Source organism: Chryseobacterium takakiae, from assembly GCF_900129385.1.
GTDB classification, from domain to species: Bacteria; Bacteroidota; Bacteroidia; order Flavobacteriales; family Weeksellaceae; genus Chryseobacterium; species Chryseobacterium takakiae.
The window spans coordinates 1-19,350 of sequence record NZ_FQVO01000009.1 but is presented as its reverse complement, the minus strand read 5'-3'; the positions used below and the strand labels follow the sequence as shown (position 1 = coordinate 19,350).

Sequence of the window (19,350 nt, the reverse complement as noted above, 5' to 3'; positions counted from 1 at the left end):
TATAATTATTATTCCATAAGCTATAAAACGTAATCTATTATTTGTCATATTCTTGTACCCATATATACACTTTGATTGTTGTTTTAGGTAAAACGTTTTCTTTTAAGTGAGAATCAACATCTTTTCCTGAATAAAAAGATAAATCCCAAAACATATCTTCATGGATTAAATCTGCATGACCAGTGGCACCGTACGATTTCGGATCATCAGCAACATATACAATAATACCTTTCATATCATCATATTTTTTGCGTAGATCTGCAATCATTATATCCACCCCTTTACTGCTCTTAATGGTATATGTTTCTGTGGGTTTTTCTATGCTCTTAAGATAGTTTGCCATACTTGCTGCATCTAAAACAAAATTTCCACTGTCATTTTTTTTACCGGTCTGAACCCTAACATTATTAGGAGTCTTAGAACTTTTAGGAATTGGATATCCTGATTGGTTTGCAGCATCTGATAATTTAATAGCACATGTGTTTGTCCCTTTATTTGCCAAAAAGTTAAGACTTTTTTCTCTTTTCAAAATCTCCTCTCCATTGCTATTATAGTTCTTCTCTAGACTGCTGTAACTCATATCTGTCACTTTAACCTGCTTTCCATTCGGATCAATATATGCAATCGGGTTTTGGTAGGTATAAATATATGGATTAAGGTTACCCCAAAAATAAACTCCGCCATTATGTTCACCATCCCCATAGAATTGACTTTCTCTTACCGGATTGAATACTGCCAGCGGATCCACTCCATACCAAATACTTAGTCTTGGATTATAGTATCTTGCGCCATAGTAGTACAAGCCCGAATCCTCATCCAATTCTTTCGCATTAAACTTATAAGGGTTATCATATGATCCATCCATCCTTTCGTACATGGTCTCCCCAAATGGTAAATTTACAAAATATTGTGTTGCTTCCGATTGCGAATTGGTCACAAAAGTTGCGGTTCCCAGATGATCGCCATGTAAATAATACAGACCTGTTTGCCATGGTCTTTCTCTCAATTCTATTGACACCTGATCTCCAAGACCTGATTTGTCGAGATATTTTTCGAAATCTGATTTTACATCTGCCGGTTTTTCTGCCAGTTTATCATCTGCTTTACGGTTGGTGTACAGCACTGCAGGATCTTCGAATCGATTGGCTCCATCCATCAATCTGCTGGCAAATCTTCTTGAACCTTCAAAATAATGTTTGGTATATTGCCCGGTTGAACTTACCGTCACATACGGGTTTGGATAAAGTTTATATTCAAAAAGCTTCAGCTCATTGATCTCGACCGGCACTCCGTTCTGATACAACTGTGTAGGCATTTCAAGCCCATATTTTATAACACGCTCTCCCTTATCATCATAGGTATAATATTGATAGATACCATTCCCTTCATTGTAAAATGCTCTCAATCGGTCCTGCTCATCCCAAAACATCCGTCTTGTACCATTAGCATCCCCATGGATTATTGCATTCCCGTTGTAATCATATTCGAAGGCATCATAGTTTCCTGTCTGAGTGTCATTTACTACGCTTACTTTATGTGTTTCAGAAATATATTCGTATTTATTATCGTACGTATTTTCCGGCACAACATTTTGATCCCTTTCATGATACTGTCTTTTTTTAACAATCCCTCCCGAACCGTTATATTCCATTCTTAAATTGTAGGTTGATGGAACATAAGAAGTTATTGGCATAGGCTGCTCTTCTTTATCGCGGATAATGACCTGTGCGGTCTCCGTTCCAATCAATCTGTTTAAAGTATCGTAATTCAAATTAAACTGGTAAGCACCTCCCAGGCCATTTGCCAACGGTTCAGCCTGATTCTGAATCATGATGATATTGGAATACTGATCATATTTGTACGTATTATTCAGCATCATCTGATTAGAATTATTCAAAAGATAATAATTATTTAATCTTCTGTTTTGGTAATTATAGCCATAATACTGTGTAGCACCGTTACCATTCTTTAACTTCAGTCGTTGTCCATAATAGTCATATGTAATATTTTCTATAAGGGTTTCACCATAATTATTATTAACGCTTTTTAAATTACCCCCTTTGTCATAATGATATGAAACAATTTCATCGTCCGGATATTTAATCTTGGTTATGCGATTCCAGCTGTCATAGTTGAAGTAAGTTTTGAAATACATCTCCGGAATATGTTGGCCGCGTACCGTCCTTGTTTCTGAGATCACTTCTCCCATTCTGCCATATTTATAATAGGTATCTCCTGAACCATCATATTTTGCAGTCATTCTTCCTGCATTATTTCCCGCTGTAGATAACCCATATGAGTAGCTTATATTGTTTGGATTGCTGTTTCCGTTTGGAAGATCAGGCAATATTATTTTCTCCAACCTGTTGTAGCTATATAAGTACTCTATATAATTTGAACTGATCGTAGTATCATTCAGTAAATTATCCGTGGTCATCCTACTGAGATTACCGGCTTGGTCATATTGATAAGTTGTTGTGCCTTTGTCAGGATGTCGCTGTTCTGTACGTTTGCCCGCAAGGTTGTAAGAATATCTTGTTACAATTCCTTCAGGGTCCTGAACAGCAATGAGCTCACCAATACTATTGTACTTAAACGCTGTCGAAAGTGGCTGGGTATATAGATAGTCATCTTTCTGAACTATTTTTCCTTCGGCATTTTTATATGATTCTGTTTTCTGATCAATAAATGCTTCCGTTGTTTTCAATAAATTGTTGGTAATCTCATAATGCGTTGTCTGAGTATTACCATCTTCATCGGTAGCGGTTATTACTCTATCTTTGCTATCATAAGTCTGAGAGGTACTTGGACCGCTAAAGCCATTCACATTCAAATTATTATTGCCCATCATCTCATATTTTGGATGATACTGTCTGGTTGTTCTTCCCAGCATATCATAAACAGCCGAGCCTGAAACGGAACGTCTTTCAAAGCCGTCAATCTCAATATCTTTTTTAACCTGTACCACTCTTCCTAAAAAGTCGGCATAGGTATCCGTCATAATCGTATTATTAGTACCGGCATATTCCGGATCAAAATTTGATGTTGAAGCACGGTAAATCTTAACCGCAGTGTTATTGTTCGGAATTCCGGCATGATCTGTCCAGTATTTGTATTTAACAGTCGGAACTGTTGAATTGCTTGCGATTTCATTAGGCCCCATGATAGAAGATGTTCTTCCGAAGCCGTCATAATAAAATACCATTGCGTTACCACCAGCATCCACTTTTCTTGTTACAACATCAAATAAAGGGTTGTACGTGGATGTCGACTGAATATTATGCACATCTTTTATCATCGTTACATACTTACCGGTAACCGCATCGTCATACGTATATTCAATCCAGTATCTTTGGTTAAAACTATTGGGCGGATACGTTATTTTTCTAATGTTTCCGGAAGGATGATACTCCACATTTGTTACTAAATCATTGGTTCCGTCATAGGTAATATATTGGCCTATATCTCCATTATACTGATTTACTGCTCCAATTCTTCTTTGTCTAAATAATGTTCCGTTTCCTGTACCTTCGTAAACCTCTATTGTCGAAGGAAGGACGATATTATTATTCAATGACATATATGAGATGGTGCTATTGTAACTCGTAGAAGGGCTTACATACTGATAATTTGAAACTTTCCCTGTAGGAGTATACTTGAATTGTTCTATTGTAGCAATACTTCCACCAGACTCATGTATCGTTCTGGTTTTCTTGTAAAGGAGTGCGATCGCCATTTTTCTGCCTTCCCGACCACCGGTGTCATAATCTGTACCCAGGTCAGAATTTAAATCTATCTGCGTTGTATTGTTGATAAACCTTTGCAGTTTATATTCAAAATGAGTTTCAGAAATCATATTGCCGCTGCCGTCCGTTACAATGCTTTTCTTCGGCATCCCATTCATTAAGTAACTATTATTGTAGTAATAATCCGTAGATGTTCTCTCCGTCGAACTGCCGTTCATCTCTTTTTTCGTAACGATCTCAAAACCAAAATCATCTCTTTCTCTCCTGTCATACTTTCTTTTGCTGAAAGAATATCTGGTTTCCATTTTGCTGCCCTGGTCTGTAGTATAATTCTGAGAAAATACATCAGGTTCTGCAACAGTTATTTTATTTACAACCAATTTTGCGTGGGGGCTGTCATAATTTGCTCTTGAGAATTCGTAATCTAAATTATATCTGCCTTTCGAAATGGTATTGGTAATCGATTTCAGTTTATTGGTTCTTCCTATCTGTGAATAGTTCACTGTAAAACCACTGTTGTTGTCCACTACCAAATCAGCAAAACCGTCACCATTCATATCTTTAAATGCTTTTCTGGTCTCGGAAACATTCAGGCCTATATTGGCGGTAGCGCCTCCTCCTGCTTTGATCCAGAGAATTAACAATACAATCGGCGGTATAAGGGTTATGGGTCCTATATTGAACATATACGTTCCTCCAAATGAAAAAGAACCGTTAAAAGATCTGGTCTCATCAGTAAAATCAATTGATCCGGAAGATTTAAGAAGCGGTGTGGGAGTATCGAATTTACTTCCCAGATTATACCTAACCGTTGATGAGTTATTGGAGTTGTTCACTTCAATAATATCAACCAGCCCGTCACCATTAACATCTTCATATACTGTTTCTGCCGTCCCGGTAGATGCCGATGCACCTGCACTGGCACTGATACCAAATCCAAAACTGCTTAATGCACTTAAGTTTGCAGAACCTCCCAGTGAAGCCCCGATTCCAAGGCTGAAACTACCTTTAGGCCTTGAACGGTAGGTGATCAGGTTTTCAAAAGATGAATAACTACTCAGGCTTTTTCCCAAATTTAAGGCATAAGCCATATACTGCGAATCTCCATCTTTGATCCTGTCCGGAAGACCATCACCGTTTAGATCCATCCAGAAGGTTTTACCCGAATCATAAGAATCGTAATAGTCATTTACCCCGGCACTCACAGAAGCTCCTGCCGACCATGGCATTCCGGTATCCGGCTGTGTACTTGTTCCAAGACTCCCTTGTGATTTGATTCTTCCTGTTGCCGAAAATGCATTATAAGAAAAACCTAAGGAATTCACTTTCTGATAACTGTTTGATCTGGTAGGGAAATCACCCGAGTCAAGAACAAGCATGTTATTTAAACTTCCGGTAGAATTGGTAAACTGAACGGATTGAGGATACACAATATCCGGGTACCCATCTCCATTAAGATCTGAAAACGTTTGAGTTTCGACACTGCCTATTCCGGAAAGCTGAGTAACAGAGTTACCGGCACTTCCCATTCCATAACTCAGGCCGTCTGTATTATTATAGGAGCTGCTTTTATTAACTTTGTTAATACCCTTCATCGTCGTATCAACAGAGAGCTGACCTGACGTGTACGTTACCGGAGTTACCGGTGGCAAAACAGGAACAGGACTATTGAAATAGCTAACGGTTTCATCATTATTGAAACCTAATTCAGTAGAAAACTGATTAGGCCCAACTCCCACCCAATATCTTCTAAATGTATTTCTTGCCTGCACCAAGCTTGGCTTCATTATAGAAACCGTATTCGATACTGTATTGTTTCCTGCATTTGGATTACTCGTTGCATTAAGTATACATTGTGCCAAATCTGCATTATTTGTAATACCCTGACATTGCGGATAGGTATTTTGGGTGGTAACTGTTGAAGTAAATGCAGCTGTTTGTATGGGCGGACCGTAGGTGTAATCGCTAAAACTTCCAGGCTGATACAGGAACTGACCCCAGTTATTGTAGAAAACAGATTTTGTGTTATACATCGCAGTATTAACTGCTGTTGCAGAAGTATTGGAATATATATTTACAGAATCATAGTACACTACAAATGGTTTACCCTGAAATTGAGCATTATAATTATTGAACAATGCAAAGTCACCTCCTGTTTTTGTATAGACCTGAACTGTTATCAGATCATTGCTATTTCCGGACGCCGGATCTCCTGTATAAAACTCAATTGGCGACAAGCCACTGATCACCTGCCCATTGGACATATCGTGTTCTTCAATAAGATTATTGCTGGCTGATATTGTTATTTTACGCTTAGCTAAGATGGCGTTTCCTTTTTTTATAATATAGTAGAAAGACCCTGTTCCAAGACCGGAAAAATTCGGGATGTTCTTATTGATCTGGATTCCAAAATTGTGTGTACCGGAAACCCCTGGGTTTGGCAGCTGGTTTACATGCAGTTTGTTGTTCAGCTGTGTTACTACAAATGAAGGATATTCAGGAACAGGTATGTGATGCACATATATATTCGGGTTATAACTGGTAGACGCCTGATAATCTACAGAAATTTTCCCATTCCAGTTGACATTGTAAAAATTTGTATGTGAATCAGATTCCACCACGAACTTTAAATGTACCGGATCCGAAGCACTGGTCGTTAAATTAATAGAATGCGCTACAGTGGTAAGATTTGTTGAATCATAAACTTCAGGAGTAATCAAATCAGTAATGGTTCCAACAGCATTTTCGGTATAAACCCTGAAGGTTACTTTATCTGTTAAATAAGAAAAATGTAAACTTGGTATTTCAATTGAGGCCGTTCCGTCAGCATCAAAATAGATAGGCGCTGATATATTATTTAATAACATATTACTTCCGTAACTTCCGTTATTTAATTGAAACTGATCCTGAGACAGTACGCTATTATTATTGATTTGAGCACCCGTATTCGGATCAACATAAGTAATCAGAGGATTTGAGCTTACCTGGTAATTCTGCTCTGTATTTTTATGCAGTCTTACATAAATCTTATCGCCACTTTTCACAAATAGCCTATTGCTGCTATTGATACCATAATGGCTGTTTACTCCATTCTGGGGAAGTGTCTGAATTTGGCTTAAATAATCGTTGTACCTTTCAATATAAATATTCTGAGTCATCGCTCCTGCAACAACTTCGGATAAATAAATTCTGCCGTTATTATAAGTAGCAGGATTTCCAGTAGGTGTAGGATTGAGGATTTCAACAGAATAGTACATTTTCTGTGGCGGAGATTGCAGCTGACCATATGATGACAGCGTCACGTTATCAGTAAATCTTACATAACCATCTTTTGGGGCTACCCATATTTTAACCACATCTGTTATCGGAACCGGCGGAAGCACAGGATCTTGCGGACACCTTTTAGGATCGGGACATGCACTTAAAGGGTTTTGTACAGCTTTAGCCTTCACAATCATATTTTCTGTATGCTCAGAGTGCTTAGTCATTTCAGACTTACCTGTACTTCTGTCAAATCTGTTAAACCATACTTCACCGTTATGCACAATATCCGTAAGGCCGTCTGAATTGGCATCGATAAGATATGTTTTGGTCGTACTCGTGGAAGAAGAACTGATTTGGGATTTACTGTATATAATTGCTCCCATATCCCAGCCGTAATTACTGGTTTTCGTTTCCGTAAATGAGAAGTCTCCACTATAATTCCCAATCGGCAGCGAAGAATTAAAGCCTAAATTTCCGGAAGTATCAAGATAACCGGTCCTTAAAAAAAGGCTTTCATTGGGTACCCTGTATATCATATCCTGAATACCATCACCATTAAAATCAATCAGCTGTTGGGCATTTCTGGCTTCGGCATTGGAATATCCGAAAGGAAAGCCGAACATTAAATGGCCATAACCGTCATTAGAGGGATAATAAAAGTTTAATCCGGCTGCAATTCTGAAATTCAGACCTTTTTCTGAACTGATATTTCCATTAATTTTTGAGGGGGTAATTAAGCTGTTTACAATTCCGGGATAGGTCGTTTTATCATTTTGTAATCCGATATGAGTATCAGGACCGTATATTCTTACGTTCCCCTGACCGTCACGCACATCATTATAATATTCAAATGAGTAACTATCAGTTATTTCATTGCAGGTGGGTTCAATACCTCCGCTGGTGCCACCGTTTCCGCCACTTCCGTCATCAATATCTTCTCTTTCGCTTCTGGCAGTATTATCACTGTTATTCTCTTGTTTGCTTGCTAACGTTGTTGAACAGGGGTTGTGAGGAACAATATAGATGCGTTTGAGAAGCGTTTTGAAAAACTCCCCGTTCATATAATCCATCTTGTAAGTTCTTACAAGTTCTGTTTTATATTTAACTTCGATGTTATCCAACAGGTAAGGCTCGGATCTGGCAAAACCTTGTTTAGCATTGATATTAATATCTTTTCTGGTAACAGAGGCCTGTCTGTTAAAATTTACCGTGTAATCTTTATTTTTACCATACGCTACTTTTTTAATCTGGAAAAAATTTCCGCCAACCGCTCCTTCATTATAATAGGTAAATTCAATTGTGTTTCCGTGAGCGTCTTCAATCATTCTTAGGCCCCAATGTACAAGACCTCCTGAACCAGACAGCATAGAATCCGGTGAACCTCCGTAGTAGCTTTTCGTTCCGTCTGTAGAGGTTACCTTCCAGGTATAGTTACCCGGGCTTGTTCCTATTCTTTCAATTACACTGAAATTATGGTTTTTTCTCAGGTAAAACTGCTTAACTCCGTTGTTCGTAAAAGCAGTTCTTTGCTGACGGTCTGTTGTAATTGCAGTGTTATTTTCATTAACATCATTATGTCTGTGCGGAAGGTATGAATTGGGATAAACAAGCATTTCTCCGTCTAAAGAATACAATTCCGTCTCACCAGCACCGTCAAATTCAGGGGTGCCCCAGCGTGTATCAACAGTTATCGAAGATACACCGCTAATGCTCCAGCCATCTCCCATCCATCCGTTTCCACCACCGCTGGTGTAGCCTATAGACAAGGAAGGCTGTAATCCGCCGATACCGCTAGGCACTCGGATAGGATAGCTTGCAGAGGCATCTCCTTTCTGGGTCGCTGTGGGAACATCCATTAATTGTAAGCCGGCTGTGGGGTCAGCTGCCTTGAGGTCACTGATGGTTGTGGAAGTAAAAGCTTCAAGTGGAGAAGATTCAGGAACAGAAATAAGCCCGTTGATGTAGTCTGTATCACCATCCCCTTCCACAGTGATCACTTTATTTTCAGGATCTACTTTTCCTGTAGGATCTACTTTCCATTTTTTAGAAGCATAATCAAAATAGAATGCTTTCAGTTCTTTTGCCGATCTGGCACCCAGTTTTTTATCATCATATGGTATGGACAACTTTATTTTTTTTGTCAAAACTCCGGAAATCCTCTTAAAACGATACGCATATGAATTTGGTGTCGTATTTTTGATTTCGCTAATGATGGCAGGAAAATCCTTTTTTCTAAGCTTTAAAACCTGAATAGCTGCAGATTCTGTAACTGAATTTTTTTCTACATGGATGGTAGTTCCTTCATAATTTTTTGTAAACTCAGAATCTTTACCTAACTCAATAGTCACAGGACTGAATTTTTCATCGGCAATCGTTTTAAAAGATGTGGTATTTTGCGGGATTTTATATTGTTGAATCCCACTACCGTTTGATACCGAGACAAACCCTTTAGCTTTGTCATCGTCATTTAAATTAATAACCGCTTCAAACTCACCGCTTATCTTTGAAACGGATGCATTGTTAATTTGAAGTGAATTTTGATCGAACGAGCTTCCCACTCCCTTAAGATATAACTGATTACCCGATAACAATGCCGATATTGCATTTACTGAGCGATCAGCTTTTTCGAAAATTATCTTTACATTTTTTACTTTGTATTTTATACCACCTATTGAAGAAGTGAATAAAATGCTGTTCTTACCTCTTTGCAGAGAATGAATACTGATCTGTTCCTTCTGCGTGGTCCATTTATTTGAAGGAACAATAATATTTCCTCCAAACGCTATATTCCTGTTAATAGAACGGGATACAGAATGATAACTATCCAATCCAAACAATTCATACTGCAAAAAAACTTTTGCTGAAGAATTATTTATTTCAGGAATATTGACGGTGAAGAAGTTATCTGATGGATTATCCGAGTCTTCTTCCGAAAATTCTCCGATCAGTCCTTGTTTTTCTATAGATTCAAATTGTGCTGAAATGTCGGGCGGAACATTAGCAATACTAGAAGATACCGTTTCAAACTGCATATAACTGGTAGCATTTGCAGCATTTATCGGTGAAATATCTTTTTTGATAAGTTCCTTTGTTTCAGTTTCTTCAGAGAAAACCTTTTCTTCATGAGGGAAATATTTTTCCACCATTTTAAGTTTGAATGCTCTTATTTTTTGCCTATTCGCTTTCGGTAAGCTTGCAAATAGAAACATGCTTGCAAAAAAACAAATAAGCAATACCGACCTTTTTGTAAAAGGAAGTTTATTGAGTTGTATTTTCATGATTATAGTTAGTTAACAATAAGTTTAAATGTTTTGATGACCTTCCCGTCTCTCGTGAGTGTAATCAAATAAGAACTCTGGACAGAAAGTGAACTGGTGTAAGATTTTGCTTTATGATCGATTTTTTCCAGCCTTATCAGTCTGCCTCCGCCATCATATATTGAAATATTCAGATTTTCCATTGCCGGAAATTTCACCGTAAACAATTCGCCTTTTTTAACAGGGTTAGGATAAAGTATAATCTGCTCAAGATCCAGCGACATTTGTTCTGGTCTAATTTCTGTAGTTTCAGATCCTTTAATATTTTCTTTTATCTCCGAACGCAATGGCGTAACGGCAAAGGTGAATGTATTGTAATAATCATCATTTTTATCCTGGAGAAAATCTACTGCAGAAAAGATTACATATTTTTGGGCGGCCACACCCTGAATTTTGGTGGTTTCTCCGCTTTTATTCTTTAAAATCATCCAGTATGTCAATGGCACATTATCAGGATTGATTGTCTTTTTGTCAATTCTTATCTTGTAGTTATTCTTTGTTATGGTTGAACCAATGAAATTAATTTCCCAATTTCTTTCCAAAACATTAAAATTACCATCTCTTTTAAGAGACATTTTCTGGTCGTCATCAGACCATATCACAAAGTTGTTGTGATCAAATACACTTTGATTTTCAGCATTAAGTTTTTTAATATCGGTCTTTCCTATGCTTAAAAACCCATCTTCCTGATTACAAGACTGCTTTTGATAAAGTTCATATCCGTCGTCCCTACCCAAACCTGTAGGCCTATGGGTAAATTTTTTATGTTTTTCAGGATCCCAGATAACTTTTTCGTCACTACCGTAATACTTCCCTCTCTCCAAGGATATTCCATATTTTATCGATAAATAAGAATGGAGCTTATTTAAATCCATCGGTTTTGATTTCTTAGGAATAAAGATGAGCTCAAAGAGGTTACGGTCATCAAAAGAAATCTCAAGGCTATCACTCTTCTTTTTATCTCTCTCAGCATTGCTGTTGAGGGTAAATATACTAGGCTTCTTTTTGATTCTGAAAACTTCCTGACCGGCATCTATTTCATAAGCATTATTGCTTAAAGCACTTTTCTTTTCTTCTCGTTCCCATATCTTTTCATCCTCTTTTGAAGTGTGAACTAAGCTTAAAGTATGGCTCTTTTCTTTACTGTGTTTAATATACTTTTTGAATAGTCTGTTTTTAATCCCGGGATGAAAATTCAGGAGATTTTCTTCAGGAATCGCATTTGCCTCCCTGATGCCAGGTATATATTTTTCCCAGATTTTCACATCTGATCCTACAAGTTGAGAGTAGGCACTGGATGAGCACATGATAGTGACCAACAATGCCATTTTTACGCATGGAAGTTTTGACATAATGAGATTATGTAATAGTTATATTATTAAAGTAGAATTGGTTCTTAAAAAAGAGATCGTGAGATTTTCGGGAAATACAGAAAATGTGTGAAAATTTGGAATTTCATAGTATGGTATTAGTTTTGATTTTCCAAAAGTAAAGAAAAAATTTCAACAATAAACAGTTAATATTAAACAATATTCAATTAATTGAATTTATTAGTGAAGAAAAACCGACATTTATGATTTATGATATGAAAGGTGAAATAACACCTGCAAAGCTTTAATATTAAATTTGTGTTACATACTATTTAGCTTAAAATCTTGAAATGACCACCCAGGCAGAACCATTTGCTTCGCACAAATAATTCCCTTGGAAAATAATTTTATCATAATATTTTTCACTAAAAATATAAAAAACAAAAAAAAGACAGTCAATATCAACTGTCTTTTTATCAATTTTAAAATGTTAAATTATACCAGATCAAACCGATCCAGATTCATAATTTTCACCCACGCGGAAATAAAATCATTCACAAATTTTTCCTGAGCATCGGAACTTGCATAGACCTCAGCAATGGCTCTTAATTCGGAATTAGATCCGAAAACAAGATCTGCGCGTGTCGCAGTCCATTTCTTTTCTCCGGTTTTACGGTCTGTGCCTTCATATAATTCTTTATCATCAGCAACCGCTTGCCACTTTGTATTCATATCCAACAGATTGACAAAGAAATCATTGGTAAGAATTCCCGGTTTTTGCGTGAAAATTCCATGTTGTGAACCATCAAAGTTGGTATTCAGGGCACGCATCCCTCCTATCAAAACGGTAAGCTCAGGAGCGGTAAGTGTTAACAGTTGCGCTTTGTCAATCAATAAAGATTCTGTGGAAACGGAGAATTTTTTCTTTAGATAATTTCTAAATCCATCGGCCAGAGGCTCAAGATACTGCATTGATTCTACATCGGTCTGCTCTTGTGAAGCATCCGTTCTTCCCGGAGAAAATGGAACAATAATATTGTATCCCGCATCTTTTGCCGCTTTTTCAACGGCTGCACTTCCTGCAAGAACGATGAGATCAGCCAATGAAACTTTTTTGCCACCGGTCTGATTTTCGTTAAATTCTTTCTGAATATTTTCAAGCGTGCTTAAAACTTTTTGAAGCTGAGCAGGATTATTTACTTCCCAGTTTTTTTGAGGAGCCAGGCGGATTCTCGCACCGTTTGCTCCTCCCCTTTTATCGCTTCCTCTAAATGTTGACGCCGAAGCCCATGCCGTAGATACCAATTCTGAAATACTTAATCCAGAATCCAGAATTTTTGATTTCAACGTTTCTATATCAGAATTATGAATGAGGACATGATCTACTGCTGGGATCGGATCCTGCCAAATCAGTTCTTCTGACGGAACATCAGGTCCCAAATAACGGGCTTTCGGACCCATATCTCTATGAGTAAGTTTAAACCATGCTCTTGCGAAAGCGTCGGCAAAGGCATCTGGATTTTCATAAAATTTTCTTGAAATTTTTTCATATTCCGGATCAAATCTCAGGGAAAGATCTGTTGTAAGCATGGTTGGTCTATGCTTTTTATCAGGATCAAAAGCATCCGGAATGGTTTCGCTGCCGTTTTTCGCAACCCACTGATGAGCGCCGGCAGGACTTTTGGTGAGCTCCCATTCGTTTTCAAAAAGATTTTTGAAAAAGTTATTGCTCCACTGAGTCGGGGTTTCTGTCCAGGTAACTTCAAGCCCGCTGGAAATAGCGTCTTTACCTTTCCCGGAATTATAGGTACTGTTCCATCCGAATCCCTGGGCTTCAATGCTTTCCGCTTCCGGCTCTTTTCCTACATGATCTGCCGGACCTGCACCATGCGTTTTTCCGAAAGTATGACCTCCTGCGATGAGCGCTACTGTCTCTTCATCATTCATCGCCATTCTTCCGAAAGTATCGCGGATGTCCTTTGCTGCTGCTATGGGATCAGGATTTCCGTCCGGTCCTTCAGGATTTACATAAATAAGTCCCATTTGTACTGCAGCCAGGGGTTTTTCAAGATCTCGTGTATGGATATCGCCATCTGCATCGTCATCAGAAGGCAATACACCGCGATTTTCAACCACTCCGTCTGAGCCGTGCGCATAACGAAGGTCTCCGCCTAGCCAAGTTTTTTCAGACCCCCAGTATACATCCATATCCGGTTCCCAGACATCTTCACGGCCGCCTGCAAATCCGAAAGTTTTAAAGCCCATCGATTCCAAAGCTATATTTCCTGTAAGAATCATCAGGTCTGCCCAGGAAATTTTCTTGCCGTATTTTTGTTTAATCGGCCAAAGCAGTCTTCTTGCTTTATCTAAGTTGACATTGTCCGGCCAGCTGTTCAAGGGTGCAAAACGTTGCTGGCCTGCGCCTGCGCCTCCTCTTCCGTCTCCTACACGATACGTTCCGGCACTGTGCCATGCCATACGAATAAACAGGGGTCCGTAGTGTCCGAAGTCCGCGGGCCACCAGTCCTGCGAATCAGTCATTAAATCATGAAGGTCTTTTTTTACTGCGTCAAGATCAAGGCTGTTAAATTCTGCTGCATAATCAAAATCTTTATCCATTGGATTGGATAGTGAAGAATGCTGACGGAGAATATCTACTTTCAGCTGATCCGGCCACCAGTCTGAATTCTTGGTACCGCCGCCGGCAACATTTTCTCTTTTCATAGTTCCGTTGTGAAACGGGCATTTACTGATGTCATTCAAATCTTTTTCCATTGTCGTTTAATTTTATGTTGATTAATTTATTAATTCTTCGTAAAAACAAACTTACGCAAGTTTTTTAATCTATTTAATCTATTAATAATATTATTCTGATAGCTAAAAACGATTACTAAATTAATATGTTCATTATGTTAAATGTAAGAATTAATCAAAATATATTGTCTAATATCTTTAGATTCAGATAGAATAAAAAGAATAACCGTTTAGATTTTAATATTTCAAAAAATGATTACTCATAGAATTAAAATTTTATGGTACATTTATTTATTCTTAAACATTGAAATATGAAAAAAGTTTTAACTGTTATTCTGGTAGCATTTATTATTATTCAGTTCTTTCCTATCGACAAGACCAATCCTGCATCTACCCCCGGAATGGATTTTTTAAAAATAAAGAATACACAGCCCGAAATTGCCAAACTCATTAAAGTGTCATGCTATGACTGCCATTCTAATGAAACAAGTTACCCCTGGTATTCTAATATAGCACCAGCTTCATGGATTATGAAAAATCATATAGATGAAGGACGGAAAGAACTTAATTTTTCTACGTTTGCGATGTATGAGCAAAAAGATCAGGCACATAAATTGCAGGAATGTATAGAAATGGTTGAAGGCAAAGAAATGCCTCTCGATTCTTATTTTATAGGGCATCAAAATGCAAAGTTAAGTGATGAACAGAGAAAGATTCTGATAGATTATTTTAAAAGAGAGAAAACGGAAACAGAAAGGAAAATGTTTTATTAAATCTTAACATCATGGAAGAAAACTTGCAAAACAGACACATTGTATTTTTCGACGGCGACTGCGGGGTCTGCAATTTCTGGGTACAGTGGATTCTTGAAAGAGATAAAAATGACCAGTTCATGTTTGCTTCTCTACAATCTGAGTTTGGCCAGAAATTCTTATCTGAAAGAGGACTGAATACAAAAATTTTCAACACGATGTATCTCTGGAAACCCGGCCATTATTATCTTGAGAAATCCAAAGCGGTTTTGAAAATCGCCAACATACTTGGAGGCATCTACAAACTTTCAGTTTTAGGAAAAATTATTCCTTCTTTTTTAAGCGATAAAATGTATGATCTGGTTTCTAAAAACAGAATGAAACTTGCCAACCAGAAATGTTATTTACCTACTCCGCATCAGCGGGCAAAATTTATTCAGGTTTAATAGTATAATAAAGACTGCTTCTTTCGAACCAGTCTTTATTTTTTAAATTATTGATTTAAAGACCATATAGAATATGATTTTGGCGCACACTGGATTTTCACCCATTTATCAGACTGCGTCGTAGGATACCAGTTTGAACTTCCGGTAAAATCTTTAATCTGCTGGCTTGTCCAGTTGGTTTGAATCCAGCGTTCCTGCCAGCTTGAAGAATTATTGATATACACTACCAGTCCCGGATTTCCGTTATACCCGTTTCGCCGTGCAATATATTCATCATTATCGGTATAAAGGATGGAAGTTGTTCCTGTCGCTTTGTTATTATGAATCCAGATGAGATTATTTAATCTTTCTTTATTAAGCCATTCTTCATAATCCCTGTAAAAAATTGTAGGATACCCTTCATGCGTTAAAATATAAGCATACGCCAGCATTTTATTGTAGATAATATCCGTATCATGATTGGCAACAAAGGTAACCGCTTTAAAAGGATTTCGTTTCCACATCATATCATCATTCAAAACATTTAAGTTGCCGTTGTCAAATGCATCATCCATTTTGTAATAAGCCGCAAAATCAAACACCGAACTATTGGCATTATTGGCCCACCATTCCAGTGTATTGACATTTGAGTCCCAAAGCTCACCAACAGAAAATCCGCCGACATTGGAATTCCATGTACTGACCACCCAGGGCCCGAAACCTTTCACATAATCGAATCTCCAGCCATCGAACTTCATGACGTTTTTATAATATTTTCCAACAGAATCATCCCTTCCCCAAAGCCAGTCCTGGACATACGGATTGGCGTGGCACAAATCCGGAAATCCTCCGAAAGCACCTTCGTCATTATTTCCGTAAGCATTTTTATAAAAATCATTATAATTTCTCGTAAACTTTCCTGAAGCGACCCCTGAAAAATTCGTCCAGGTATTGGAACCTACATAAGGATTATACTCCGACTGGCCGCCGCTGTTGTGGTTAATGACAATATCCGCATATACCTGCATGTTTTCTGCGTGGGCTTTTGTAATTAACGCTTCGAGTTCTGCCCGTGATCCGAAACGGGTTTCAATGCTTCCGTTTTGATTGTAATTTCCAAAATCATAATAATCCGTAGGATCATAACCCATTGAATACGCTCCGTTCTGTGCTTTTGAAGCGGGTGGAAGCCATACGGCACCAATTCCGGCATTCGACCAGTCGGTGAGCTTTCCTTTTACGGTATTCCACCAGTTTCCTCCATCGGGTACATCCCAGTAAAATCCCTGCATGAGAACACTTCCGCCCGGACCGGCCACAAATTTCGCGTAGGAAGACGTTCCGGTACTGAAAGGTCGTCCGTCGTGACTGGTTACGTTTACAATTTTGCTGTGAACTTCCTTCTGATCCGGAGTTTCATCTGTGATTCCATCATTCTCCCTGCATGAAAAAACAAATCCCAAAGCCAGTGCTACAAGTAAAAATTGAGTTTTTTTCATATCTTATTTTTTGATTATTAAAGTGTTACCTAAATTACAACTTTATTAAAATAATTTCAAGTGATTGTGAAATAATTTTTATTTTCACCATCTATTCTTTTGTAAATCTTATTTAAAACATCATTAAAAATTGATAAACTTTAAAGATTTTCGGTACAATTTTTCTATTAATCCATATATTTGCATACTATGGAATACAATACCCAAAAAAATAAGCTTCAACTGCCGGAATATGGCAGAATCATACAACAGTTGGTTGAACGTTGCAAAGAGCTTCCTTCAAAAGAAGAGAGAAGCGAGATGGCAATGGGCATCATTGATTTTATGGGTCAGAGAAACCCGCAGCTTCGCGATGAAGAAAATTATAAGCATAAACTTTGGGATCATCTTTTCATTCTTGCCGATTACGACCTAGACGTAGATTCACCATATCCTTTCCCTACAAGAGAACAACTGGCAGAGCGGCCTAAAAGAATGGAATACCCTAAACTTCAGGGAGATTTCAAATTTTACGGGAAAAGTATTCTTCAATTAATAGAAAAAGCCATCGAACTGGAACAGGGAGACGAAAAAGAAGCCCTGATTGAGGTGATTGCCAATAATATGAAGAAGTCTTACAACGTATATAACAAAGAACACGTTACCGATGATGTTATTTTCCGACACCTGAAAGAACTTTCTGAAAACAGGCTGGATCTTACGGGAATAGATACACTTGAAAAAAGTAAAATCTATTATACAACCAATAACAACAACCGTAATAATAACAACCGAAACCAGACTAACAACAGAAACCAATCTAACAACAAAAGAAGACACAACAATAATAACAACAATCATAATAAAAACAGAAAGTAGATATGAGTGGAACATTTCAGATAAGAGGAGGAAAAAGACTGCAAGGCGAAATTACTCCACAAGGAGCAAAAAATGAAGCTCTACAAATTCTTTGTGCCGTCTTATTAACTGATGAGGAGGTAAGAATTAAAAATATTCCCGATATCCACGACGTTAATCGATTAATTGAAATTCTGGGCGATTTCGGAGTGAAAGTTACCAAGAACGGACACGGCGATTATACTTTCAAAGCAGACAAAGTTAATTTCGATTATATCAAATCCAATGAGTTCAAAAAAGACGGGGCAAAGCTAAGAGGTTCTATCATGCTTATGGGTCCTATGCTGGCAAGATACGGCGAAGCGTACATGCCGACTCCGGGAGGTGACAAGATTGGAAGAAGAAGATTAGACACTCATTTTCAAGGACTTGTGGAACTGGGTGCAGAGTTTCATTATGATGAAGAAGAGTTTTTCTATTCCTTAAAAGCAAAAGAACTTAATGGAAAATTCATCCTGCTGGAAGAAGCTTCCGTAACAGGTACTGCTAATATCGTAATGGCTGCTGCATTGGCAAAGGGAAAAACCAGAATTTACAATGCAGCTTGTGAACCTTATTTACAGCAGCTTTGCAAAATGCTGAACAGAATGGGCGCGAATATCTCCGGAATCGGCTCTAATTTACTGACCATCGAAGGGGTTGACTATCTTCACGGAACAGAACATACAATGCTTCCGGATATGGTGGAAATCGGTTCATGGATTGGTCTTGCAGCCATGACAAAATCTGAAATTACGATTAAAAATGTCAACTGGAACCAGCTTGGTGTTATTCCAAATACATTCAGAAAGCTGGGTATTCAGCTGGAGCAGAGCAATGATGATATTTTCATTCCGACTCAGGAAAATTATAGAATCCAGAAGTTTATTGACGGTTCTATTCTTACTGTATCTGATGCGCCATGGCCGGGATTCACACCAGACCTACTTTCCATCATCCTTGTTGTGGCAACACAGGCGAAAGGAAGTCTTTTGGTTCATCAGAAAATGTTCGAATCAAGATTATTTTTTGTGGATAAGCTGATTGACATGGGCGCTCAGATCATTCTTTGTGATCCGCACAGAGCAACAGTAATCGGGCTGAACCAAGAAACACCGTTAAGAGGAACAACGATGGTTTCTCCGGATATCAGGGCAGGTAATGCACTTCTGATTGCCGCTCTTTCTGCAGAAGGTAAATCAATCATCCATAATATCGAGCAGATCGACAGAGGTTATGAAAATATTGATGGTAGATTGAAAGCCATCGGAGCAGATATCGAAAGAATTTAATCCAGAAATTATACATTATAAAGAAGCCGTCTCATTTCACGAGTCGGCTTCATTTTTTGATATTATTGTTATTCAAATTATTTTGGAAATTTTCTTTGCGATCATTGAAAATGGC

8 protein-coding genes are annotated in these 19,350 nt (G+C 37.9%); 4 read left to right on the top strand and 4 right to left on the bottom strand.

The annotated features are described in order from the left end of the window. Positions 1-37: 37 nt before the first annotated feature. The 3 genes from BUA76_RS12140 to katG form a co-directional block, all read right to left on the bottom strand. Positions 38-10,288 carry a T6SS effector amidase Tae4 family protein gene (locus BUA76_RS12140; RefSeq protein ID WP_083573226.1) on the bottom strand — a complete coding sequence of 3,417 codons (10,251 nt, stop codon included), beginning with the start codon at positions 10,286-10,288 and terminating at the stop codon, positions 38-40. A gap of 8 nt (positions 10,289-10,296) precedes the next feature. Next, the gene (locus BUA76_RS12135; protein WP_083573225.1) at positions 10,297-11,679 is read right to left on the bottom strand and encodes a T9SS type A sorting domain-containing protein; all 1,383 of its coding nucleotides are present in this window, start codon (positions 11,677-11,679) and stop codon (positions 10,297-10,299) included. 453 nt (positions 11,680-12,132) lie between these two features. Next, on the bottom strand, positions 12,133-14,412 hold the full coding sequence (gene katG / locus BUA76_RS12130; RefSeq protein WP_072885077.1) for a catalase/peroxidase HPI: 2,280 nt from the start codon (positions 14,410-14,412) through the stop codon (positions 12,133-12,135). 290 nt (positions 14,413-14,702) lie between these two features. On the opposite strand from katG, the gene BUA76_RS12125 reads away from it, so the two are divergent. Both BUA76_RS12125 and BUA76_RS12120 read left to right on the top strand, forming a co-directional pair. Beyond that, on the top strand, positions 14,703-15,164 hold the full coding sequence (locus BUA76_RS12125) for a heme-binding domain-containing protein (RefSeq protein ID WP_072885076.1): 462 nt from the start codon (positions 14,703-14,705) through the stop codon (positions 15,162-15,164). Between the two features lie 11 nt (positions 15,165-15,175). Further along, positions 15,176-15,589, top strand: a complete 414-nt coding sequence (locus BUA76_RS12120) for a thiol-disulfide oxidoreductase DCC family protein (RefSeq protein WP_072885075.1) — start codon at positions 15,176-15,178, stop codon at positions 15,587-15,589. Between the two features lie 47 nt (positions 15,590-15,636). Here BUA76_RS12120 and BUA76_RS12115 read toward each other — a convergent pair whose 3' ends face one another. Then, entirely contained in the window at positions 15,637-17,067 is a 1,431-nt protein-coding gene (locus tag BUA76_RS12115; protein WP_072885074.1) for an alpha-amylase, read from the bottom strand. 189 nt (positions 17,068-17,256) lie between these two features. Here BUA76_RS12115 and BUA76_RS12110 point away from each other — a divergent pair, with 189 nt between their 5' ends. Continuing rightward, positions 17,257-17,925 carry a DUF4290 domain-containing protein gene (locus tag BUA76_RS12110; protein WP_072885073.1) on the top strand — a complete coding sequence of 223 codons (669 nt, stop codon included), beginning with the start codon at positions 17,257-17,259 and terminating at the stop codon, positions 17,923-17,925. 2 nt (positions 17,926-17,927) lie between these two features. Next, on the top strand, positions 17,928-19,235 hold the full coding sequence (gene murA / locus BUA76_RS12105) for a UDP-N-acetylglucosamine 1-carboxyvinyltransferase (protein ID WP_072885072.1): 1,308 nt from the start codon (positions 17,928-17,930) through the stop codon (positions 19,233-19,235). The last annotated feature ends 115 nt before the right edge of the window (positions 19,236-19,350 follow it).

What these genes read in the sequence shown, in the direction of transcription:
- murA (WP_072885072.1), top strand. Translation starts at nt 17,928, where the DNA reads ATGAGTGGAACATTTCAGATAAGAGGAGGAAAAAGACTGCAAGGCGAA.
- BUA76_RS12120 (WP_072885075.1), top strand. Translation starts at nt 15,176, where the DNA reads ATGGAAGAAAACTTGCAAAACAGACACATTGTATTTTTCGACGGCGAC.
- BUA76_RS12135 (WP_083573225.1), bottom strand. Translation starts at nt 11,679, where the DNA reads ATGTCAAAACTTCCATGCGTAAAAATGGCATTGTTGGTCACTATCATG.
- BUA76_RS12115 (WP_072885074.1), bottom strand. Translation starts at nt 17,067, where the DNA reads ATGAAAAAAACTCAATTTTTACTTGTAGCACTGGCTTTGGGATTTGTT.
- BUA76_RS12140 (WP_083573226.1), bottom strand. Translation starts at nt 10,288, where the DNA reads ATGAAAATACAACTCAATAAACTTCCTTTTACAAAAAGGTCGGTATTG.
- BUA76_RS12110 (WP_072885073.1), top strand. Translation starts at nt 17,257, where the DNA reads ATGGAATACAATACCCAAAAAAATAAGCTTCAACTGCCGGAATATGGC.
- katG (WP_072885077.1), bottom strand. Translation starts at nt 14,412, where the DNA reads ATGGAAAAAGATTTGAATGACATCAGTAAATGCCCGTTTCACAACGGA.
- BUA76_RS12125 (WP_072885076.1), top strand. Translation starts at nt 14,703, where the DNA reads ATGAAAAAAGTTTTAACTGTTATTCTGGTAGCATTTATTATTATTCAG.